We start from the raw sequence: 22,797 nt of genomic DNA, 5'->3' as shown, positions 1-22,797 counted from the left end.
TCTATTCACCTCACTGCGGAGCCTTTTTGCTTCGTATTGTGCGAGCGCGCGGAAATTGGATTCCGCTGTCGTTAAAAACAATAAGCCGGGAGGCAAACCATGGAGATGTTGTCAGGAGCCGAGATGGTCGTCCAGTCGCTAGTCGATCAGGGCGTCAAGCAAGTGTTCGGTTACCCCGGGGGCGCAGTCCTCGATATCTATGATGCGTTACATACCCTTGGTGGTATCGATCATATTCTGGTTCGCCATGAACAGGCCGCTGTTCATATGGCTGATGGCCTGGCCCGTGCGACAGGCGAAGTCGGTGTGGTGCTGGTGACGTCGGGGCCAGGAGCCACGAACGCGATTACCGGCATTGCGACGGCCTACATGGATTCTATTCCGCTGGTGATTCTTTCCGGACAGGTCGCGACCTCTTTGATTGGTTACGATGCTTTTCAGGAGTGCGATATGGTGGGGATTTCCCGACCGGTGGTGAAGCACAGCTTTCTGGTTAAGCAAACCGAAGATATCCCTGGTGTCCTAAAAAAAGCCTTTTGGCTGGCGGCGAGTGGACGTCCTGGTCCGGTGGTGGTTGATTTGCCGAAGGATATTTTGAACCCGGCGAAAAAGCTGCCTTACACCTGGCCAGATACGGTCAGCATGCGCTCCTATAACCCGACGACAACGGGCCATAAAGGGCAGATTAAACGTGCGCTGCAAACGCTGATTACGGCAAAAAAACCGGTCGTTTATGTTGGCGGTGGGGCGATTAATGCGAAATGTGAACCGCAGCTATATACCCTGGTTGAGAAACTGAAGCTGCCCGTCGTTTCTTCGCTGATGGGGCTGGGCGCTTTTCCTGCATCGCATCAGCAGGCATTAGGGATGTTAGGTATGCATGGCACCTATGAAGCCAACATGACCATGCATAACTCTGATGTGATTTTCGCTGTTGGCGTGCGCTTCGACGATCGTACGACGAACAATCTGGCAAAGTACTGTCCGAACGCGACGGTACTGCACATTGATATTGATCCCACTTCGATTTCAAAGACCGTTCCCGCCGATGTTCCTATCGTTGGTGATGCGCGTCTGGTGCTGGAACAAATGCTGGAGCTACTCGAACACGAGGAGTCTCTGCAGCCGTTAGATGAAATTCGCGACTGGTGGCAGCAGATTGAGCAGTGGCGCGCGCGTCATTGTCTGCAATATGACACCCAAAGCGGCAAGATCAAGCCGCAGGCGGTTATCGAGACTATCTGGCGTCTGACTAACGGCGATGCGTACGTGACGTCCGATGTTGGTCAGCACCAAATGTTTGCCGCACTCTATTATCCTTTCGACAAACCAAGGCGTTGGATTAATTCCGGCGGGCTGGGGACCATGGGATTTGGCCTACCTGCAGCGCTCGGCGTGAAGATGGTGCTGCCGGAAGAAACGGTTGTTTGTGTGACGGGGGATGGCAGTATTCAGATGAATATTCAGGAGCTGTCCACCGCGTTGCAATACGATCTTCCTGTGTTGGTACTGAATCTGAACAACCGTTATCTCGGGATGGTTAAGCAGTGGCAAGATATGCTCTATTCTGGCCGCCATTCACAATCTTATATGGAATCGCTGCCCGATTTTGCCCGCGTAGCGGAAGCCTATGGTCATGTTGGGATTCGTATTAGCGACCCACAAGAGCTGGAAGCGAAGCTGGCCGAAGCGCTGGAGCAAGTACGCAACAATCGCTTGGTTTTTGTTGATGTGATGGTTGACGGCAGCGAACATGTATACCCTATGCAGATTCGCGGCGGCGGTATGGACGAGATGTGGCTGAGCAAAACGGAGAGGACCTGATTATGCGCCGGATATTATCAGTATTGCTGGAGAATGAATCGGGTGCATTATCCCGCGTGATCGGCCTCTTTTCGCAGCGTGGCTACAATATTGAAAGCCTGACGGTAGCACCGACGGACGATCCTACGCTGTCCAGGATGACGATTCAAACCGTTGGCGACGAGAAAGCGATCGAGCAAATAGAAAAGCAATTGCATAAGCTGGTGGACGTTTTACGCGTTACCGAGCTTGGGCAGGGTGCGCACGTTGAGCGAGAAATTATGCTGGTGAAAGTCCAGGCCAGCGGTTATGGGCGCGATGAGGTCAAGCGCAACACGGAGATTTTCCGTGGGCAAATTATCGATGTGACGCCGTCTATTTATACCGTTCAACTGGCGGGCACTAGCGACAAGCTGGATGCGTTCCTGGCTTCACTGCGCGATGTTGCGCGAATTGTGGAAGTGGCTCGCTCCGGCGTGGTCGGATTGTCGCGCGGCGACAAAATCATGCGTTGAGTCGCTGAAACTGATGTAAAAATAGCCCGACACCGCCTGTCGGGCTATTTTTTTGCGAAATCGGTGGGAACTGTGGACTAAAGCGGTTGCTGTGCTCACTTTTCTGCGCTTAGATGTTATAAAAATGAATCCATACCTGAAGAATGGTTATGTTCTGTACTTATTACCCAAGGGGCAATTGTGAAACTGGATGAAATCGCCCGGCTGGCCGGTGTCTCGCGAACCACCGCTAGCTATGTGATTAACGGTAAAGCGAAGCAGTATCGCGTTAGCGATAAGACTGTTGAAAAGGTGATGGCGGTTGTTCGTGAGCACAACTATCACCCGAATGCGGTCGCTGCGGGCTTGCGTGCAGGACGCACGCGTTCCATTGGTCTGGTCATTCCGGATCTGGAAAATACCAGCTATACGCGCATCGCTAATTACCTGGAGCGTCAGGCGCGTCAGCGCGGCTATCAGTTATTGATTGCTTGTTCTGAGGATCAACCGGATAACGAAATGCGCTGTATTGAGCACCTGCTACAGCGTCAGGTTGATGCCATTATCGTTTCTACCTCGCTACCGCCTGAACATCCGTTCTATCAACGCTGGGCCAATGATTCCTTCCCGATTGTCGCCCTTGACCGGGCGCTCGATCGTGAACACTTTACTAGCGTTGTTGGTGCCGATCAGGACGATGCTGAAATGCTCGGCGCAGAATTACGTAAATTTCCTGCTGAAACGGTACTGTATCTTGGTGCGTTACCGGAGCTATCGGTGAGCTTCCTGCGCGAGCAGGGCTTCCGTACGGCGTGGAAAGACGATCCGCGAGAGGTGAATTACCTCTACGCCAACAGCTATGAACGCGAAGCAGCGGCACAGCTATTCGAGAAGTGGCTGGAAACGCATCCAATGCCGCAGGCGCTGTTCACGACATCATTTCCGCTGTTGCAGGGGGTGATGGATGTCACGCTGCGTCGTGAAGGGAAGCTGCCTTCTGAACTGGCTATTGCGACTTTTGGCGATAATGAGCTGCTGGATTTCCTTCAGTGTCCGGTGTTAGCCGTTGCTCAGCGCCATCGTGATGTTGCTGAACGAGTACTGGAGATTGTGCTCGCTAGCCTTGATGAACCGCGCAAACCAAAGCCGGGCTTGAGTCGCATCCGGCGCAATCTGTATCGTCGTGGTAGTTTGAACCGTCGTTAAACATATCGGCAGTATGCAGTTAGGATTATTCGCAGGTTGTTCGCCAGACGGATACACGTCTGGCGATAATCCGAACAAATGACGTAAATATTTTTTGGCTGAATATCTTTCAGACAAATCCCTAAACTTCTTTACGTATTATTTTTGTTTTATTAGGACCCATTGCCTTTTTGTATCAAGTGCGTTCATGAAAAGCGCCTCAGGTTTTTATTCGTATTATTTTGTTACATTCATTTGGTTATTTGCTGAATTAACAATCATTTTATGCCCGTGCTCCCCCTCATTCCTCTGTACCCCGCGGCAAACGTGCTTCTATGACAACAACTGGTGCTGTTAACAGACATCAGAATGGCCTAAAATGCCGCTCGCGTCGCAAACTGACACTTTATATTTTCCCCGCGAAGATATTTTGCTGCTTTTAACTGTTACAAGTTTGTTGGTTGTTTTCTTGCCGATATTCATAACGTTAATTTGCTTCGTTTGTTGGGTGATTTTCCATCAGGGTGAATATCGGCTGTAAATAATGGGTTTTTGAGCTCTGTTAGCATCCGTGCTGGCTTGACAAGCTTTTCCTCCGCTCCGTAAACTCCTTCTTGTGGGAATTTGTGGGTTAAAGTGGCGAAAAGGGGTGAGGCTGGCATGTTCCGAGGGGCAACGTTAGTCAATCTTGACAGCAAAGGCCGTCTGGCCGTACCGACGCGTTACCGCGACGGGCTGATCGAGGACGCTTCCGGTCAATTGGTTTGCACCATTGACATTCATCACCCATGCCTGCTGCTTTACCCCTTGCCCGAATGGGAAATCATCGAGCAAAAATTGTCGCGTTTATCGAGCATGAATCCCACTGAGCGGCGCGTGCAGCGTTTGCTTCTGGGGCATGCCAGCGAATGTCAGATGGATAATGCCGGGCGACTATTGATTGCCCCGGTGCTGCGGCAACATGCCGGGCTGACAAAAGAAGTGATGCTGGTCGGGCAGTTCAATAAATTTGAGCTGTGGGATGAAACGACCTGGTATCAACGGGTCAAGGAAGATATTGACGCTGAGCAGTCCGCATCCGGGGAACTGTCGGAGCGCCTGCAGGACTTGTCTTTGTAAAATGATGGAAAATTTTAAACATACTACGGTACTTCTGGATGAAGCCGTCAACGGCCTGAATATTCGTCCGGATGGTATCTACATTGATGGAACCTTTGGTCGCGGCGGTCACTCGCGTCTGATTCTCTCCCAACTGGGAGCGGAGGGACGTCTGCTGGCAATCGATCGCGATCCGCAGGCTATCGCCGTCGCGAAGACCATCGATGATCCGCGCTTCTCCATCATTCATGGTCCTTTCTCTGCGCTTGCTGATTATGTTAGCGAGCGCGAACTTACTGGCAAGATCGATGGGATTCTGCTCGATCTTGGCGTTTCCTCTCCGCAACTTGATGACGCTGAACGCGGTTTTTCGTTTATGCGCGATGGCCCGCTGGATATGCGCATGGATCCAACTCGCGGTCAATCTGCCGCCGAGTGGCTACAAACCGCCGATGAAGCCGATATCGCCTGGGTGATTAAAACCTTTGGCGAGGAGCGTTTTGGTAAACGTATTGCCCGCGCCATTGTTGAGCGCAACCGTGTGGAGCCGATGACGCGAACTAAAGAGTTGGCGGAAGTTGTGACGGCCGCCACCCCGGTAAAGGACAAATTCAAACATCCCGCGACCCGTACCTTCCAGGCGGTGCGCATTTGGGTGAACAGTGAACTGGAGGAGATAGAGCAGGCGCTAAAAAGCTCGCTCAGCGTGCTGGCTCCAGGTGGGCGGCTCTCAATCATCAGTTTCCATTCGCTGGAAGACCGTATTGTGAAGCGCTTTATGCGTGAACAAAGCCGCGGTCCGCAGGTTCCGGCTGGATTACCGATGACCGAAGAGCAGCTCAAAAAACTGGGCGGCCGTGAGTTAAGAGCACTAGGCAAGTTGATGCCGGGTGAAGAAGAGGTAGCTGAAAATCCTCGTGCCCGTAGTTCAGTTCTGCGTATTGCAGAGAGGACGAACGCATGATCGGCAGAGTGACAGAAGCCCTAAGCAAGGTTAAAGGGTCGATTGGAAGCAACGAGCGCCATGCTTTGCCTGGCGTGATCGGAGACGACCTTCTGCGGTTTGGGAAGCTGCCACTCTGTCTGTTCATTTGCATCATTGTTACGGCGATTACGGTGGTGACAACGGCGCACCATACTCGCCTGTTAACGGCACAGCGTGAACAACTGGTTCTGGAACGTGACGCGCTGGACATTGAATGGCGCAACCTGATCCTTGAAGAGAACGCCTTGGGCGATCACAGTCGGGTTGAGCGGATCGCGACGGAGAAGTTGCAGATGCAACACGTTGATCCATCACAAGAAAATATCGTTGTACAGAAATAAGGATTATTGCGACGCATGAAAGCAGCGCCGAAAACGCCAAAAGCAAAACGTCAGGAAGAACAAGCCAACTTTGTCAGTTGGCGTTTTGCGTTGTTATGCGGCTGTATTCTGCTGGCGCTGGGCTTCCTGCTGGGCCGCGTGGCCTGGCTGCAGGTGATTAGCCCGGATATGCTGGTACGCCAGGGCGATATGCGCTCTCTGCGCGTACAGGAAGTTTCCACCGCGCGTGGGATGATTACCGACCGCTCTGGTCGCCCGCTGGCGGTGAGCGTGCCGGTAAAAGCGATTTGGGCTGACCCGAAAGAGCTACACGATGCTGGCGGCGTCACGCTGGATAATCGTTGGAAAGCGCTGGCCGATGCGTTGAATATGCCGCTGGATCAGCTGGCATCGCGTATTAATACCAACCCGCGAATGCGTTTCATCTATCTGGCGCGTCAGGTGAACCCTGATATGGCCGATTACATCCGCAAGCTGAAGCTACCGGGGATTCATCTGCGTGAAGAGTCGCGCCGTTACTACCCGTCAGGAGAAGTAACCGCTCACCTTATTGGCTTCACCAACGTGGATAGCCAGGGGATTGAGGGCGTCGAGAAGAGTTTCGATAAGTGGCTTACCGGCCAGCCTGGCGAACGTGTCGTGCGTAAAGACCGCTATGGCCGCGTGATTGAAGATATCTCTTCTACCGACAGCCAGGCGGCACATAATCTGGCATTGAGTATTGATGAACGCCTGCAAGCACTTGTTTACCGCGAGCTGAATAATGCCGTGGCGTTTAACAAAGCGGAGTCAGGCACTGCGGTTCTGGTTGATGTGAGCACCGGCGAAGTGCTGGCGATGGCCAATAGCCCCTCTTACAACCCGAATAATTTCGCCGGTACCGCCAAAGATACCATGCGTAACCGCGCCATCACCGACGTGTTTGAACCAGGTTCAACGGTGAAGCCGATGGTAGTAATGACGGCGCTCCAGCGCGGTATCGTTAACGAAAATACCGTACTTAATACTGTCCCATACCGAATTAATGGCCACGAGATTAAAGACGTGGCGCGCTATAGCGAATTGACCCTGACCGGGGTACTACAGAAGTCGAGTAACGTCGGTGTTTCTAAGCTGGCGTTAGCGATGCCGTCCTCAGCGTTAGTAGATACTTACTCACGTTTTGGACTTGGAAAAGCGACCAATTTGGGGTTGGTCGGAGAACGCAGTGGCTTATATCCTCAAAAACAACGGTGGTCTGACATAGAGAGGGCCACCTTTTCTTTCGGCTATGGGCTAATGGTAACGCCGTTACAGTTAGCGCGAGTCTACGCAACGATTGGCAGCTATGGCATCTATCGCCCGCTGTCGATTACCAAAGTTGATCCACCGGTTCCGGGCGAGCGCGTCTTCCCGGAATCACTCGTTCGTACCGTTGTTCACATGATGGAGAGCGTGGCGCTGCCCGGCGGCGGCGGGGTGAAGGCGGCGATCAAAGGCTATCGCATCGCCATTAAAACCGGTACCGCGAAGAAAGTAGGACCAGATGGTCGCTACATCAACAAATATATTGCTTACACCGCAGGCGTTGCGCCCGCCAGCCATCCGCGTTTCGCGCTGGTGGTGGTGATCAACGACCCGCAGGCGGGTAAATACTACGGCGGCGCCGTTTCCGCGCCGGTCTTCGGTGCCATCATGGGCGGCGTACTGCGCACCATGAACATCGAGCCGGATGCGCTGGCAACGGCTGAGAAAAGTGAATTAGTCATTAATCAAGGCGAGGGAACAGGTGGCAGATCGTAATTTGCGCGACCTTCTCGCTCCGTGGGTGCCAAATGCGCCGGAGCGAATTCTGCGGGAAATGACGCTGGACAGCCGGGTGGCTGCTTCTGGCGATCTTTTTATCGCGGTTTTGGGTCATCAGGCGGACGGGCGTCGTTATATCCCGCAGGCGATAGCGCAAGGTGTTGCTGCCATTATTGCTGAGGCCAAAGATGAGGCTGATGACGGCGAAATCCGTGAGATGCACGGCGTGCCGGTTATTTACCTGAGCCAGCTCAATGAGCGCTTATCCGCGCTGGCCGGGCGTTTTTACCATCAGCCTTCGGAACAGCTGCGCCTGGTTGGCGTTACCGGGACGAACGGCAAGACCACCACTACTCAACTGTTGGCGCAATGGGCGCAACTGCTTGGCGAAACCAGTGCGGTGATGGGTACGGTAGGCAATGGCCTGCTAGAGAACGTGATCCCAACAGAAAATACTACCGGTTCTGCGGTGGATGTGCAGCACGTACTCTCCGGCCTGGCAGGGCAGGGGGCGACGTTTGCCGCGATGGAGGTTTCCTCCCATGGCCTGGTGCAGCATCGCGTTGCCGCGCTGAAGTTTTCCGCATCGGTCTTTACTAATCTGAGCCGCGATCACCTCGATTACCATGGCGACATGGAGCATTACGAAGCGGCGAAATGGCTGCTCTATTCAACGCATCATTGCGGCCAGGCGATCGTCAACGCTGACGATGAAGTGGGCCGCCGCTGGCTGGCGAAGCTGCCGGATGCGGTTGCTGTTTCAATGGAAAACCATATTAATCCGAACTGCCGGGGTCGCTGGCTCAAAGCAACCGCTGTGAATTATCACGATAGCGGCGCAACCATTCAGTTTGAATCCAACTGGGGCAACGGTGAGATCGAAAGCCGCCTGATGGGCGCGTTTAACGTCAGTAATCTGCTGTTGGCGCTGGCAACGCTGCTGGCGTTGGGGTATCCGCTGGCTGAACTGTTAAAAACCGCTTCTCGTCTGCAACCGGTTTGCGGGCGCATGGAAGTGTTCAGCGCGCCGGGTAAACCGACCGTTGTGGTTGATTATGCCCATACGCCTGACGCCCTGGAAAAAGCGCTGCAGGCAGCGCGTCTGCATTGTAGCGGCAAGCTGTGGTGTGTGTTTGGCTGCGGCGGAGACCGCGACAAAGGTAAGCGCCCACTGATGGGCGCTATCGCCGAAGAGTTTGCCGATATCGTGGTTGTCACCGATGACAATCCGCGCACTGAAGAGCCGCGGGCGATCATCAACGATATCCTCGCTGGCATGCTAGATGCGGGCCATGCGAAAGCGGTGGAAGGTCGTGCGGAAGCGGTCACCAACGCGGTAATGCAGGCAAAAGAAAACGATGTGGTGCTGGTGGCAGGTAAAGGCCATGAGGACTACCAGGTCGTCGGCAATCGCCGACTAGATTACTCTGACCGCCTCACCGTGGCGCGTCTGCTGGGAGCGGTAGCATGATTCGCTTGACTCTCAGCCAGCTTGCCGACGTGACGCGCGGTGAACTGCGCGGTAGCGATGTGGCGATTGATGAAGTTACTTCAGATACCCGCAAGATCACAGCAGGCTGCCTGTTCGTGGCACTGAAAGGCGAGCGCTTTGATGCGCATGATTTTGCCGAACAGGCAAAAGCCGCAGGTGCTGGCGCATTGTTAGTCAGTCATCAACTGGCGTGTGATTTGCCGCAGGTGATAGTGAAAGATACGCGTCTGGCCTTCGGCGAACTGGCCGCGTGGGTGCGCCAGCAGGTTCCGGCGCGAGTTGTTGCACTAACTGGTTCTTCCGGGAAAACCTCGGTCAAAGAGATGACCGCCGCGATTCTCAGCCAGTGTGGCAACACGCTGTATACCGCAGGCAATCTGAATAACGATATCGGTGTTCCGATGACGCTGCTGCGCCTGACCAAAGAACATGATTACGCGGTTATCGAATTAGGTGCTAATCACCAGGGCGAAATAGCCTGGACCGTCAGCCTGACGCGCCCTGAAGCCGCGTTAGTCAACAATCTTGCTGCCGCGCATCTTGAAGGTTTTGGTTCGCTGGAAGGTGTTGCCAAAGCCAAGGGTGAAATTTATACCGGTCTGCCGGTCAATGGCATTGCCATTATGAATGCCGATAACAATGACTGGCTGAGCTGGCAAAGCGTGATTGGCGAGCGTAAAACCTGGCGTTTCTCGCCGAATGCTGCCAATAGCGATTTTACGGCGACCAATGTTCATGTGACCTCGCACGGTACTGAATTTACCCTGCAAACCCCTACGGGCAGCGTTGATGTACTGCTGCCGTTGCCGGGTCGTCACAACATCGCCAATGCGCTGGCCGCCGCTGCGCTGTCAATGGCGGTTGGTGCAACTCATGAGGCGATCAAAGCCGGGCTGCGGGATCTGAAGGCGGTACCGGGGCGTCTGTTTCCGATCCAACTGACCGACAGCCAGCTCCTGCTGGACGATTCATACAACGCAAACGTCGGCTCGATGACCGCGGCGGTGCAGGTTTTATCTGAGATGCCGGGCTATCGGGTGCTGGTTGTTGGCGATATGGCGGAGCTCGGCGCAGAAAGCGAAGCGTGCCATCGTCAGGTGGGCGAGGCGGCGAAAGCGGCTGGTCTCGATTGCGTGTTGAGCGTCGGAACGTTGAGTTCAGATATCAGCAGTGCCAGCGGTGTTGGCGAACATTTTAGCGAGAAGGCCGCGCTGTTAGCTCGACTGCGCGAGCTTATTGCAGAACACAAAATTATGACCATTTTAGTGAAGGGTTCACGTAGTGCCGCCATGGAAGTGGTAGTACGCGCATTACAGGAGAACGGAACATGTTAGTATGGCTGGCCGAACATTTGGTCAAATATTATTCAGGCTTTAACGTCTTTTCCTACCTGACGTTTCGCGCCATTGTCAGCCTGCTGACCGCGCTGTTCATCTCTCTGTGGATGGGACCGCGCATGATCGCCCGTCTGCAAAAACTCTCTTTCGGCCAGGTTGTGCGCAACGATGGCCCGGAGTCACACTTTAGCAAGCGCGGTACTCCGACGATGGGCGGGATCATGATCCTGACCGCTATTGTTGTCTCCGTACTGCTGTGGGCCTATCCGTCCAACCCTTACGTCTGGTGCGTGCTGACCGTACTGATCGGCTATGGCATCATCGGCTTCGTTGACGACTACCGCAAAGTGGTGCGCAAGGATACCAAAGGCCTTATCGCCCGCTGGAAATACTTCTGGATGTCAGTGATTGCGCTTGGTGTCGCCTTTGCGCTGTATATGGCGGGCAAAGATACGTCAGCGACTCAACTGGTGGTCCCATTCTTTAAAGACGTGATGCCGCAGTTGGGTCTGTTCTATATCCTGCTGGCCTATTTTGTCATCGTTGGTACGGGTAATGCGGTCAACCTGACCGATGGCCTTGATGGTCTGGCGATTATGCCAACCGTGTTTGTGGCGGCGGGCTTTGCGCTGGTGGCCTGGGCGAGCGGTAACATGAACTTTGCCAGCTATCTGCACATTCCTTATCTGCGTCATGCGGGTGAATTGGTGATCGTCTGTACGGCGATTGTCGGTGCGGGTCTGGGCTTCTTGTGGTTTAACACTTACCCGGCACAGGTCTTTATGGGTGATGTTGGCTCGCTGGCCCTCGGCGGCGCGCTGGGCATCATCGCCGTGCTGCTGCGCCAGGAGTTCCTGCTGGTGATTATGGGCGGCGTTTTCGTCGTAGAAACGTTATCGGTGATTTTGCAGGTCGGCTCCTTCAAGCTGCGCGGACAGCGCATCTTCCGTATGGCGCCGATTCACCATCACTATGAATTGAAGGGCTGGCCGGAACCGCGCGTTATCGTGCGCTTCTGGATTATTTCGCTGATGCTGGTGCTGATTGGCCTGGCGACGCTGAAGGTACGTTAATCATGGCAGATTATCAGGGTAAAAAAGTCGTCATTATTGGGCTGGGTATGACCGGCCTGTCATGCGTGGACTTTTTCATGGCTCGTGGCGTCACGCCTCGGGTGATGGATACCCGCGTCGCGCCTGCTGGACTGGATAAACTGCCGGAAGCCGTTGAGCGCTATGTCGGCGGTCTGAACGGTGACTGGCTGCTGACGGCCGATCTGATTGTCGCCAGCCCTGGTATTGCCCTGGCGCATCCTTCCCTGAGCGCGGCGGCTGATGCTGGTGTGGAAATTGTCGGCGATATTGAGCTGTTCTGCCGCGAAGCGCAGGCACCGATTGTCGCTATCACCGGTTCCAACGGCAAAAGCACCGTGACCTCGCTGGTTGGGGAAATGGCGAAGGCCGCGGGCGTTAACGTTGGCGTAGGAGGCAACATTGGCCTGCCAGCGCTGATGTTGCTGGATGATGAACGCGAGCTGTATGTCCTTGAACTCTCCAGCTTCCAGCTGGAAACCACCTCCAGCCTTCGGGCCGTTGCGGCGACCATTCTTAACGTCACCGAAGATCATATGGACCGTTATCCGCTGGGGCTGCAGCAGTATCGCGCTGCCAAACTGCGTATTTATGAAAATGCACAGGCCTGTATCGTCAATGCCGATGATGCCTTGACCATGCCGGTACGCGGCGCTGACGAGCGCTGCATCAGCTTCGGCGTTGACGTTGGTGACTATCACCTGAACCGCCAGCAGGGGGAAACCTGGCTGCGCGTCAAAGGCGAGAAAGTGCTTAACGTCAAAGAGATGAAGATTAGCGGCCAGCACAACTACAGTAACGCTCTGGCGGCGCTGGCGCTGGCGGATGCCGCAGGACTTCCGCGCGCCAGCAGCCTGCAAGCGCTGACGACCTTTACCGGCCTGGCGCACCGTTTTCAGGTGGCACTGGAACATAACGGTGTGCGTTGGATTAATGATTCCAAAGCGACCAACGTTGGCAGCACCGAGGCTGCGCTCAACGGACTCCATCTTGAAGGGACGCTGTATCTGCTGTTAGGCGGCGATGGGAAATCGGCTGATTTCACACCGTTAAGTCGCTACCTGACCGGCGACAATATCCGTCTGTACTGCTTTGGCCGCGATGGTGCACAGCTGGCAGCGCTTCGCCCGGATGTTGCAGTACAAACTGAAACTATGGAACAAGCGATGCGCGAGATAGCGCCGCAGGTTGTTCCCGGCGATATGGTGCTGTTGTCGCCTGCATGTGCCAGCCTGGACCAGTTTAAGAGTTTTGAACAACGCGGCGATATCTTTGCTCGTCTGGCGAAGGAGTTAGGCTGATGCGTTTATCACTCCCGCGCCTGAAAATGCCACGGCTGAGACTGCCGGGAATGTTTATTTTCACCTGGCTGTTCGCTGCGATGAAAGGCTGGGTGATGGGGTCGCGTCAGAAAGATACCGATAGCCTGGTGATGTATGACCGAATGCTGCTGTGGCTGACCTTTGGCCTGGCCGCTATCGGTTTCATCATGGTGACCTCGGCTTCAATGCCGGTGGGGCAGCGCCTGGCCAACGATCCGTTTTTGTTCGCCAAGCGTGATGGTCTATACATTTTGCTGGCGTTAGGGCTGTCGATGGTGACGCTGCGTCTGCCGATGGAGTTCTGGCAGCGCCATAGTACCGCGATGCTGATCGCCTCTATTGTGATGCTGCTGATCGTGCTTGTCGTCGGCAGCTCGGTTAACGGGGCATCGCGCTGGATTGCGCTGGGGCCGCTGCGTATTCAGCCTGCGGAGTTTACCAAGCTGTCGCTGTTCTGTTATATCGCCAACTACCTGGTGCGCAAAGGTGACGAAGTGCGTAACAACCTGCGCGGCTTCTTAAAACCGATGGGCGTGATTTTCGTACTGGCGATTTTGCTGCTGGCTCAGCCTGACCTGGGGACCGTGGTCGTACTGTTTGTCACGACCCTGGCGATGCTGTTCCTCGCGGGAGCCAAGCTGTGGCAGTTTATCGCAATTATTGGGATGGGGATTTCGGCGGTCGTGCTGCTGATTCTCGCCGAACCGTATCGTATTCGCCGCGTGACCTCCTTCTGGAACCCGTGGGAAGATCCGTTCGGCAGTGGTTACCAGCTAACTCAGTCGCTGATGGCTTTTGGTCGCGGTGAAATGTGGGGGCAGGGCTTGGGTAACTCGGTGCAGAAACTGGAGTATTTACCCGAGGCGCATACCGATTTCATCTTCGCCATTATCGGCGAAGAACTCGGTTATATCGGTGTGGTGCTTGCGCTTTTAATGGTATTCTTCGTCGCTTTTCGCGCCATGTCTATTGGCCGTAAAGCACTGGAGATTGACCACCGTTTTTCCGGTTTTTTGGCCTGTGCTATCGGGATCTGGTTTAGCTTCCAGGCGCTGGTTAACGTTGGGGCGGCGGCGGGTATGCTGCCAACTAAAGGCCTGACGCTGCCGCTGATTAGTTACGGTGGTTCCAGTTTGCTGATTATGTCGACGGCCATCATGTTGCTGTTACGAGTTGATTACGAAACGCGTCTGGAAAAAGCCCAGGCGTTTACACGGGGTGTTCGATGAGCGGTCAGGAAAAGCGGTTAATGGTGATGGCGGGCGGTACCGGCGGGCATGTGTTCCCGGGACTGGCGGTTGCACACCATTTAATAGACCAGGGCTGGCAGGTTCGCTGGCTGGGCACCGCGGATCGTATGGAAGCGGACTTAGTGCCGAAAAACGGCATTGAGATTGATTTCATCCAGATTTCCGGCCTGCGTGGCAAGGGTTTGAAGGCGCAGCTGCTGGCGCCGGTCCGTATTTTCAACGCCTGGCGTCAGGCGCGGGCGATCATGCAGCGTTTTCAGCCGGATGTGGTGCTGGGGATGGGCGGATACGTTTCCGGTCCCGGCGGTCTGGCGGCCTGGTCGCTGGGTATTCCAGTCGTACTGCATGAGCAAAATGGGATCGCTGGCCTGACCAACAAGTGGCTGGCAAAAATTGCTAAAAAGGTGATGCAGGCGTTTCCTGGCGCTTTTCCGGATGCCGATGTTGTTGGTAACCCGGTTCGTACCGATGTCCTCGCGCTGCCGTTGCCAGAACAACGCTTAGCCGGGCGTCAGGGGCCCATTCGCGTATTAGTCGTGGGGGGCTCGCAGGGCGCGCGCGTACTGAATCAGACGATGCCGCAGGTGGCGGCGAAGCTCGGCTCTTCTGTCACCATCTGGCACCAGAGCGGTAAAGGTGGTCAGGAAATCGTGCAGCGGGCTTATACCGATGCTGGACAGCCGCAGCATAAAGTAACTGAGTTTATTGACGACATGGCGGCGGCTTATGCCTGGGCCGATGTTGTTGTGTGTCGTTCCGGCGCATTGACGGTGAGCGAAATTGCCGCCGCAGGTTTACCGGCGCTGTTTGTGCCTTTCCAGCACAAAGACAGGCAGCAGTACTGGAACGCACTTCCGCTGGAGAAAGCGGGCGCAGCGAAGATTCTCGAACAACCGCAATTTACCGTGGATGCCGTCGCGCAAGTCCTGGCCGGTTGGGATCGCGAAACGCTGCTGGATATGGCGGAGCGAGCGCGTAGAGCCTCGATTCCGGACGCTACCGAGAGGGTAGCAGAAGAAGTCAGCGCCGCAGCACTGGCGCGCTAATCGCGGTGAATATCACCGTCCGAATAAAGAAGTTGATGGCGTAAAGAATGAATACACAAGATCTGGCAAAACTGCGTTCCATAGTGCCCGAGATGCGTCGCGTCCGGCACATTCACTTTGTTGGCATTGGCGGTGCCGGCATGGGCGGTATTGCCGAAGTTCTGGCCAACGAAGGTTATCAGATTAGCGGCTCCGACCTGGCGCCGAATCCGGTGACTCAGCAGTTGACTCAGCTTGGCGCCACCATTTATTTCAACCATCGTCCTGAAAACGTTCGCGATGCGAGCGTAGTGGTGGTTTCCAGCGCGATCTCTGCGGAGAACCCGGAGATTGTCGCTGCCCATGAAGCACGAATTCCGGTTATTCGTCGCGCGGAGATGCTGGCGGAGCTGATGCGCTTTCGCCACGGTATTGCTATCGCCGGGACGCACGGAAAAACGACGACGACAGCGATGGTTTCCAGCATTTATGCTGAAGCGGGTCTCGATCCAACCTTCGTGAACGGTGGGCTGGTGAAAGCGGCGGGTGTTCATGCGCGCCTGGGACATAGCCGTTATCTGATTGCCGAAGCGGACGAAAGCGATGCTTCGTTCCTGCACTTGCAGCCGATGGTCGCCGTGGTGACCAATATCGAAGCCGATCACATGGACACCTATCATGGCGACTTCGAAAACCTGAAGCAGACGTTTATTAACTTCCTGCATAACCTGCCGTTTTATGGGCGCGCGGTGATGTGCGTGGACGATCCGGTTATCCGTGAACTGCTGCCGCGCGTTGGCCGCCAGATAACCACCTACGGATTTAGTGATGATGCTGATGTTCGTATTGAGGATTATCGCCAGGTTGGTGCTCAGGGACATTTCCGCCTGATTCGCCAGGACAAAGACGTTATTCAGGTGACGCTCAACGCGCCGGGTCGCCACAACGCGCTAAACGCAGCGGCGGCGGTGGCGGTGGCGACGGAAGAGGGCATTGAAGATGATGCTATTCTGCATGCGCTGGAAAGCTTCCAGGGTACCGGTCGTCGTTTTGATTTCCTTGGCGAATATCCATTAGCAGAAGTGAACGGCAAAAGCGGTACCGCCATGCTGATTGATGATTATGGTCATCATCCGACGGAAGTTGATGCCACGATTAAAGCCGCGCGGGCTGGCTGGCCGGATAAAAATCTGGTCATGCTGTTTCAGCCGCACCGTTTTACTCGTACACGCGATCTGTACGACGATTTCGCCAACGTTCTGACTCAGGTTGATGCCCTGCTGATGCTTGACGTTTACTCTGCTGGCGAGGCCGCTATTCCAGGGGCTGATAGCCGTTCGCTATGCCGCACGATTCGCGGGCGTGGCAAGGTTGATCCGATTTTGGTTTCCGATCCGGCACTGGCGGCGGAGATGCTGGCTTCCGTACTGACTGGTAACGACTTGATACTGGTACAGGGTGCGGGAAATATCGGTAAAATCGCCCGTCACCTGGCTGAAATCAAACTGCAACCGCAAAAAATGCAGGAGGAGCGCCATGGCTGATAAAATCGCGGTCCTCTTCGGCGGCACCTCAGCGGAGCGTGAAGTCTCACTCAATTCAGGTTCAGCGGTGCTCGCTGGCCTGTGTGAAGCTGGCGTTGACGCGCATCCGGTAGATCCGCGCGATGTTGATATTACTCAGTTGAAAAACATGGGTTTTCAGAAAGCGTTTATTGCGTTACATGGCCGTGGTGGTGAAGATGGTACGTTGCAGGGGCTGCTTGAACTGATTCGATTGCCTTATACCGGCAGCGGTGTGATGGCTTCCGCTATCTCGATGGATAAGCTGCGTAGCAAATTGTTGTGGCAGGGAGCAGGATTACCCGTTGCACCATGGGTTGCGTTGACGCGTAAACAGTTTAACGCAGGGCTTTCCGCTGACATAGAGCAGCAGATTGCTGCCCTCGGGCTGCCGCTGATTATTAAGCCCAGTCGTGAAGGCTCAAGCGTCGGCATGTCGAAAGTGAGCGAAAGTTGCGCATTACAAAATGCATTGGCGCTGGCTTTTCAGCATGATGATGAAGTTCTGATCGAAAAATGGCTCAGTGGGCCGGAATTTACCGTCGCAATCGTTGGTGAAGAAATTTTACCGTCGATATGTATCCAGCCGGCAGGAACCTTCTATGATTATGAGGCGAAGTATCTCTCTGATGAGACGCAATATTTCTGCCCTGGTTTTGAAGATCCTGTACGTGAGTCAGAAATCCAGGCTCTGGTGCTGAAAGCCTGGAATACCCTTGGCTGTAATGGTTGGGGACGAATTGACGTGATGCTGGACAGCGATGGCCAGTTTTATCTGTTGGAAGCGAATACATCTCCTGGCATGACCAGCCATAGCCTGGTGCCGATGGCGGCTCGTCAGGCAGGGATGAGCTTCTCGCAGCTTGTTGTACGAATTCTGGACCTGGCGGGGTGATATGTCGCAGGCTGCGCTGAATACGCGGAACCACGAAGAAGAGGAAGAATCTTCTTCGCGTAGAAGTAATGGAACTCGCCTGGCAGGCATTTTCTTCCTGCTGGCGGTGCTATGTACCGTGCTGGTCAGCGGATGGATGGTTCTGGGTTGGATGGAAGATGCACAGCGTTTACCGCTGTCAAAGATGGTGGTTACCGGCGATCGTCACTACACGCGTAATGATGATATCCGTCAGGCGATTCTGGCGTTAGGTTCACCGGGTACCTTCATGACACAGGACGTCAACATTATTCAAAGCCAGATTGAGCGTCTGCCGTGGATTAAGCAGGCGAGCGTTAGAAAGCAGTGGCCGGACGAATTGAAGATTCATCTGGTTGAATATGTGCCGATTGCGCGCTGGAATGATCAGCATATGGTCGACGTGGAAGGGAATTCTTTCAGCGTGCCGTCAGATCGCACCAGTAAACAGAATTTACCAATGTTATACGGCCCGGAAGGTAGCGAGAACGAAGTTCTTCAAGGATACCGCGACATGGGGCAGGTGCTGGCAAAGGATAAATTCACGTTGAAAGTGGCGGCAATGACCGCGCGCCGTTCCTGGCAGTTGACGCTTAATAACGATATTAAGCTCAATCTTGGTCGGGGCGACACCATGAAACGGCTTCAGCGCTTTATGGAACTCTACCCGGTTCTTCAGCAGCAGGCGCAGACCGACGGCAAACGGATAAGCTACGTTGATTTGCGTTATGACTCGGGGGCGGCAGTCGGTTGGGTACCGGTTCCCGTAGAGGAAACTAATCAACAACAGAATCAGGCACAGGCAGAACAACAATGATCAAGGCGACGGACAGAAAACTGGTAGTTGGACTGGAGATCGGCACCGCTAAGGTTGCCGCTTTAGTAGGGGAAGTTCTGCCCGACGGCATGATTAATATCATTGGCGTGGGCAGTTGCCCATCGCGTGGTATGGATAAAGGCGGAGTGAACGACCTGGAATCCGTGGTGAAATGCGTACAGCGCGCCATTGACCAGGCCGAACTGATGGCCGATTGCCAGATCTCGTCAGTCTATCTGGCGCTTTCAGGCAAACATATCAGCTGTCAAAATGAAATTGGTATGGTGCCGATTTCTGAAGAGGAAGTGACGCAGGATGACGTCGAGAACGTAGTGCATACCGCGAAGTCGGTTCGCGTGCGCGATGAGCATCGTGTTCTGCACGTTATCCCTCAAGAATATGCTATCGACTACCAGGAAGGGATTAAAAACCCTGTCGGACTGTCTGGTGTCCGCATGCAGGCGAAAGTGCATTTGATTACCTGCCATAACGATATGGCGAAAAATATTGTCAAAGCGGTGGAACGTTGTGGTCTGAAAGTCGACCAACTGATATTTGCCGGTTTAGCCGCAAGCTATTCCGTATTAACAGAAGATGAACGTGAACTGGGCGTCTGCGTGGTGGATATCGGCGGTGGTACAATGGATATTGCCGTCTATACCGGCGGCGCGTTGCGTCATACCAAAGTGATCCCGTATGCGGGCAACGTAGTGACCAGCGATATCGCCTACGCCTTCGGTACGCCGCCGAGCGACGCTGAAGCCATTAAGGTACGTCATGGTTGCGCGCTAGGTTCCATCGTAGGTAAAGACGAGAACGTCGAAGTGCCAAGCGTGGGTGGACGTCCACCTCGTAGTCTGCAGCGTCAGACGCTGGCTGAGGTTATTGAGCCGCGATATACCGAATTGCTCAACCTGGTAAACGAAGAGATCCTGCAACTGCAGGAGCAGCTCCGCCAGCAAGGGGTGAAGCACCATCTGGCGGCAGGAATTGTATTAACCGGCGGCGCGGCGCAAATTGAAGGTCTTGCCGCCTGTGCACAGCGAGTGTTCCATACGCAGGTACGAATCGGTGCGCCGCTGAACATTACCGGATTAACGGATTATGCCCAGGAGCCGTATTACTCAACGGCGGTTGGGCTGCTGCACTACGGGAAGGAATCTCATCTCAGTGGTGAAGCCGAAGTGGAAAAACGCGTAACGGTTGGGTCGTGGATCAAACGGCTCAACAGTTGGTTGCGAAAAGAGTTTTAATTTTTTAAGAGAACGCAGAAAATTAGCGTTCTCAGGCGACAGGCACAACGGAGAGAGAAATTATGTTTGAACCTATGGAACTGACCAACGACGCGGTGATTAAAGTCATCGGCGTCGGTGGCGGCGGCGGTAACGCCGTTGAGCACATGGTGCGCGAGCGCATTGAGGGTGTTGAATTTTTTGCGGTGAACACCGACGCGCAGGCTCTGCGCAAAACAGCGGTTGGCCAGACTATTCAGATCGGTAGCGGTATTACCAAAGGTCTGGGCGCAGGCGCAAACCCGGAAGTTGGCCGTAATGCGGCGGATGAAGATCGTGAAGCGCTGCGCGCTGCTCTTGACGGCGCAGACATGGTATTTATCGCAGCCGGTATGGGCGGCGGTACCGGAACCGGTGCGGCACCTGTTGTCGCTGAAGTAGCAAAAGATTTAGGTATCCTGACCGTTGCCGTCGTGACCAAGCCTTTCAATTTCGAAGGCAAGAAGCGCATGGCATTCGCTGAGCAGGGGATTACTGAGCTGTCCAAGCACGTAGACTCGCTGATCACTATCCCGAACGACAAGCTGCTGAAAGTCCTGGGTCGCGGTATCTCGCTGCTTGACGCTTTTGGCGCAGCAAACGACGTGCTGAAAGGCGCGGTGCAAGGGATCGCCGAACTGATTACCCGTCCGGGTCTGATGAACGTCGACTTTGCAGACGTGCGTACCGTGATGTCTGAAATGGGCTACGCGATGATGGGCTCCGGTGTGGCGAGCGGTGAAGACCGTGCAGAAGAAGCGGCTGAAATGGCCATATCTTCCCCGCTGCTGGAAGATATCGATCTGTCCGGCGCGCGCGGCGTACTGGTCAACATCACCGCGGGCTTCGATCTGCGTCTGGATGAGTTCGAGACTGTAGGTAACACTATTCGTGCATTTGCTTCGGATAACGCGACCGTGGTTATCGGTACCTCTCTGGATCCGGATATGAACGACGAGCTGCGCGTGACCGTTGTGGCCACCGGTATCGGTATGGACAAACGTCCAGAAATTACCCTGGTAACCAACAAACAGGTTCAGCAGCCAGTGATGGATCGCTACCAGCAGCACGGTATGTCTCCATTGAATCAAGAGCAGAAACCGGCAGCTAAAGTGGTGAACGACAATACGCCACAAACTGCAAAAGAGCCGGATTATCTGGATATTCCAGCGTTCCTGCGTAAGCAAGCCGACTAAGAATTGGCTGGAAGTTGGGCATCTGCGCTCTTTGTGCTAAACTGGCCTGCCGAATGTATTGTACACTTCGGTTGGATAGGTAACTTGGCGAGATTATACGATGATCAAACAAAGGACTCTTAAACGTATCGTTCAGGCGACTGGCGTCGGTTTGCATACCGGCAAAAAGGTCACACTGACGTTACGCCCTGCGCCGGCAAATACCGGGGTCATCTATCGTCGCACCGACTTGAATCCACCGGTTGATTTTCCGGCTGATGCCAAATCTGTGCGTGATACCATGCTCTGTACTTGCCTGGTCAACGAGCATGACGTGCGGATATCGACGGTCGAACACCTCAATGCCGCACTGGCTGGCTTAGGTATCGACAACATTGTTATTGAAGTCGATGCCCCGGAAGTCCCGATTATGGACGGTAGTGCGGCTCCGTTCGTTTATCTGTTGCTGGATGCCGGCATTGATGAACTGAACTGCGCTAAGAAATTTGTACGTATCAAAGAGACAGTTCGCGTTGAAGATGGCGATAAATGGGCTGAATTCAAACCGTATAATGGTTTTTCACTGGACTTCACCATTGATTTTAACCATCCGGCGATTGATTCCAGCAGCCAGCGCTATGCAATGAACTTCTCGGCTGATGCTTTTATGCGCCAAATTAGCCGCGCGCGTACCTTCGGTTTCATGCGTGATATCGAATATCTGCAGTCCCGTGGCCTGTGCCTGGGTGGCAGCTTCGATTGTGCCATCGTTGTTGACGATTATCGCGTACTAAACGAAGACGGTCTGCGCTTTGAAGATGAGTTTGTCCGCCATAAAATGCTGGATGCGATTGGTGACCTGTTTATGTGTGGTCACAATATCATCGGTGCTTTCACGGCGTACAAATCCGGTCACGCGTTGAATAACAAACTACTGCAGGCTGTTCTGGCAAAACAGGAAGCCTGGGAGTATGTGACTTTCGAAGACGACGCAGAAATGCCGCTGGCATTCCGTGCACCGACGTTGGTTATGGCATAAGCCTGACCATGCAGTAAATTCGACTGGTAACCTGGTACTCTCTCCGGCCAGGGAGCCAGTCGTTTTTCTTTCTGAGTTTCCAGTCCTGTATTCTGCTCCGATCTTTCTTCTGCATTTATCGTGCGTTCGCTCCTTTTTTAAACGTTTTTACCCCGCGTAAGCCTTCATTCCTGCTGCTGTGATGGCGTATTAATGTTAATATTTGGGCGCAAAATATTTCTCAGGGTTGCTACCAACATAAAGGTAATGTAAGTGAGTGGATTGCTGACGCGCTGGCGACAGTTTGGCAGACGGTATTTTTGGCCGCATCTCCTGTTGGGGATGGTCGCGGCTAGCCTTGGCCTGCCTGCGCTCAGTAATGCTCATGAGCATGAAACCGCATCACCTGCAAAAACGACATCCAGCAACCATAACCCGGCTAAAGTTAACTTCTCTCAGCTGGCACTGCTGGAATCCTCCAATCGTCGCCCCAATTTCACGGTTGATTACTGGCATCAGCACGCTATTCGCACGGTCATTCGTCACCTGTCATTTGCGATGGCACCGCAGGTGTTGCCGGTAGCCGAAGAATCTTCGCCGCTTCAGGCACAACATCTGGCCCTGCTCGACACGCTCAGCGCGCTGCTGACGCAGGAGAGCAAACCGCCAGCCATTGTCCGCCAGGTGGCATATAACCCGTCCTGGTCTCATTGTGCATTTCGTGTCTGTACCTGGATTAGCCAGGTAACGGGTATCCGCGCCGGGCCTCAACGTCTCAGCTGAAACAAAAACGAACCTTTCTATTTTTTGTGACTCCGCATCGCGGGGCGTTT

General features: G+C 54.3%; 20 protein-coding genes. All 20 read left to right on the top strand.

The window, feature by feature from the left end; translation table 11 throughout:
• The first annotated feature begins 99 nt into the window (after nt 1–99).
• The 20 genes from ilvI (at nt 100) to secM (ending at nt 22,747) form a co-directional block, all read left to right on the top strand.
• Nucleotides 100–1,824 (top strand): acetolactate synthase 3 large subunit, encoded by a 1,725-nt coding sequence (gene ilvI / locus HV213_RS24090; protein ID WP_181483604.1) that lies wholly within the window; start codon nt 100–102, stop codon nt 1,822–1,824.
• 2 nt (nt 1,825–1,826) lie between these two features.
• Nucleotides 1,827–2,318 (top strand): acetolactate synthase small subunit, encoded by a 492-nt coding sequence (gene ilvN / locus HV213_RS24085; protein WP_110272568.1) that lies wholly within the window; start codon nt 1,827–1,829, stop codon nt 2,316–2,318.
• Nucleotides 2,319–2,498: 180 nt separating this feature from the next.
• Nucleotides 2,499–3,503, top strand: coding sequence for a catabolite repressor/activator (gene cra, locus HV213_RS24080; RefSeq protein ID WP_112215532.1), 1,005 nt, complete (start codon nt 2,499–2,501; stop codon nt 3,501–3,503).
• A 639-nt stretch (nt 3,504–4,142) separates the two neighbouring features.
• The gene (mraZ, locus tag HV213_RS24075) at nt 4,143–4,601 is read left to right on the top strand and encodes a division/cell wall cluster transcriptional repressor MraZ (protein ID WP_110272565.1); all 459 of its coding nucleotides are present in this window, start codon (nt 4,143–4,145) and stop codon (nt 4,599–4,601) included.
• Between the two features lies 1 nt (nt 4,602).
• Nucleotides 4,603–5,544 carry a 16S rRNA (cytosine(1402)-N(4))-methyltransferase RsmH gene (gene rsmH / locus HV213_RS24070; RefSeq protein WP_112215531.1) on the top strand — a complete coding sequence of 314 codons (942 nt, stop codon included), beginning with the start codon at nt 4,603–4,605 and terminating at the stop codon, nt 5,542–5,544.
• Complete coding sequence (gene ftsL, locus HV213_RS24065) at nt 5,541–5,906, top strand: cell division protein FtsL (protein WP_110272563.1); 366 nt, start codon at nt 5,541–5,543, stop codon at nt 5,904–5,906. Before rsmH ends, ftsL begins: the two co-directional genes overlap by 4 nt.
• A gap of 15 nt (nt 5,907–5,921) precedes the next feature.
• The gene (locus HV213_RS24060; protein WP_181483603.1) at nt 5,922–7,688 is read left to right on the top strand and encodes a peptidoglycan glycosyltransferase FtsI; all 1,767 of its coding nucleotides are present in this window, start codon (nt 5,922–5,924) and stop codon (nt 7,686–7,688) included.
• Nucleotides 7,675–9,162: a UDP-N-acetylmuramoyl-L-alanyl-D-glutamate--2,6-diaminopimelate ligase gene (gene murE / locus HV213_RS24055; protein ID WP_181483602.1), complete on the top strand. Its 1,488-nt coding sequence runs from the start codon at nt 7,675–7,677 to the stop codon at nt 9,160–9,162. Before HV213_RS24060 ends, murE begins: the two co-directional genes overlap by 14 nt.
• Nucleotides 9,159–10,517, top strand: coding sequence for a UDP-N-acetylmuramoyl-tripeptide--D-alanyl-D-alanine ligase (murF, locus tag HV213_RS24050; RefSeq protein ID WP_181483601.1), 1,359 nt, complete (start codon nt 9,159–9,161; stop codon nt 10,515–10,517). The genes murE and murF overlap by 4 nt, the downstream gene beginning before the upstream one ends.
• Nucleotides 10,511–11,593, top strand: a complete 1,083-nt coding sequence (mraY, locus tag HV213_RS24045) for a phospho-N-acetylmuramoyl-pentapeptide-transferase (RefSeq protein WP_181483600.1) — start codon at nt 10,511–10,513, stop codon at nt 11,591–11,593. Before murF ends, mraY begins: the two co-directional genes overlap by 7 nt.
• Before the next feature lie 2 nt (nt 11,594–11,595).
• On the top strand, nt 11,596–12,912 hold the full coding sequence (gene murD / locus HV213_RS24040) for a UDP-N-acetylmuramoyl-L-alanine--D-glutamate ligase (protein ID WP_181483599.1): 1,317 nt from the start codon (nt 11,596–11,598) through the stop codon (nt 12,910–12,912).
• Nucleotides 12,912–14,162: a cell division protein FtsW gene (ftsW, locus tag HV213_RS24035; protein ID WP_110272557.1), complete on the top strand. Its 1,251-nt coding sequence runs from the start codon at nt 12,912–12,914 to the stop codon at nt 14,160–14,162. The genes murD and ftsW overlap by 1 nt, the downstream gene beginning before the upstream one ends.
• Nucleotides 14,159–15,229 (top strand): undecaprenyldiphospho-muramoylpentapeptide beta-N-acetylglucosaminyltransferase, encoded by a 1,071-nt coding sequence (gene murG / locus HV213_RS24030; RefSeq protein ID WP_181483598.1) that lies wholly within the window; start codon nt 14,159–14,161, stop codon nt 15,227–15,229. The genes ftsW and murG overlap by 4 nt, the downstream gene beginning before the upstream one ends.
• 47 nt (nt 15,230–15,276) lie before the next feature.
• Complete coding sequence (murC, locus tag HV213_RS24025; RefSeq protein WP_181483597.1) at nt 15,277–16,752, top strand: UDP-N-acetylmuramate--L-alanine ligase; 1,476 nt, start codon at nt 15,277–15,279, stop codon at nt 16,750–16,752.
• Entirely contained in the window at nt 16,745–17,665 is a 921-nt protein-coding gene (locus HV213_RS24020; protein ID WP_181483596.1) for a D-alanine--D-alanine ligase, read from the top strand. Before murC ends, HV213_RS24020 begins: the two co-directional genes overlap by 8 nt.
• Before the next feature lies 1 nt (nt 17,666).
• Nucleotides 17,667–18,500, top strand: a complete 834-nt coding sequence (gene ftsQ / locus HV213_RS24015; protein ID WP_142512308.1) for a cell division protein FtsQ — start codon at nt 17,667–17,669, stop codon at nt 18,498–18,500.
• Entirely contained in the window at nt 18,497–19,753 is a 1,257-nt protein-coding gene (ftsA, locus tag HV213_RS24010) for a cell division protein FtsA (RefSeq protein WP_004098594.1), read from the top strand. Before ftsQ ends, ftsA begins: the two co-directional genes overlap by 4 nt.
• A 62-nt stretch (nt 19,754–19,815) precedes the next feature.
• On the top strand, nt 19,816–20,967 hold the full coding sequence (gene ftsZ, locus HV213_RS24005) for a cell division protein FtsZ (protein WP_110272552.1): 1,152 nt from the start codon (nt 19,816–19,818) through the stop codon (nt 20,965–20,967).
• Between the two features lie 100 nt (nt 20,968–21,067).
• Nucleotides 21,068–21,985 carry a UDP-3-O-acyl-N-acetylglucosamine deacetylase gene (gene lpxC, locus HV213_RS24000; RefSeq protein ID WP_110272551.1) on the top strand — a complete coding sequence of 306 codons (918 nt, stop codon included), beginning with the start codon at nt 21,068–21,070 and terminating at the stop codon, nt 21,983–21,985.
• Nucleotides 21,986–22,237: 252 nt separating this feature from the next.
• The gene (gene secM, locus HV213_RS23995; RefSeq protein ID WP_167492826.1) at nt 22,238–22,747 is read left to right on the top strand and encodes a secA translation cis-regulator SecM; all 510 of its coding nucleotides are present in this window, start codon (nt 22,238–22,240) and stop codon (nt 22,745–22,747) included.
• Nucleotides 22,748–22,797: the final 50 nt, after the last annotated feature.

This window comes from Klebsiella sp. RHBSTW-00484 (assembly GCF_013705725.1).
Taxonomy (GTDB): Bacteria; Pseudomonadota; Gammaproteobacteria; order Enterobacterales; family Enterobacteriaceae; genus Klebsiella.
Note: the sequence above shows the minus strand (reverse complement) of the source record. Positions and strands in the feature narration are given on the sequence as shown.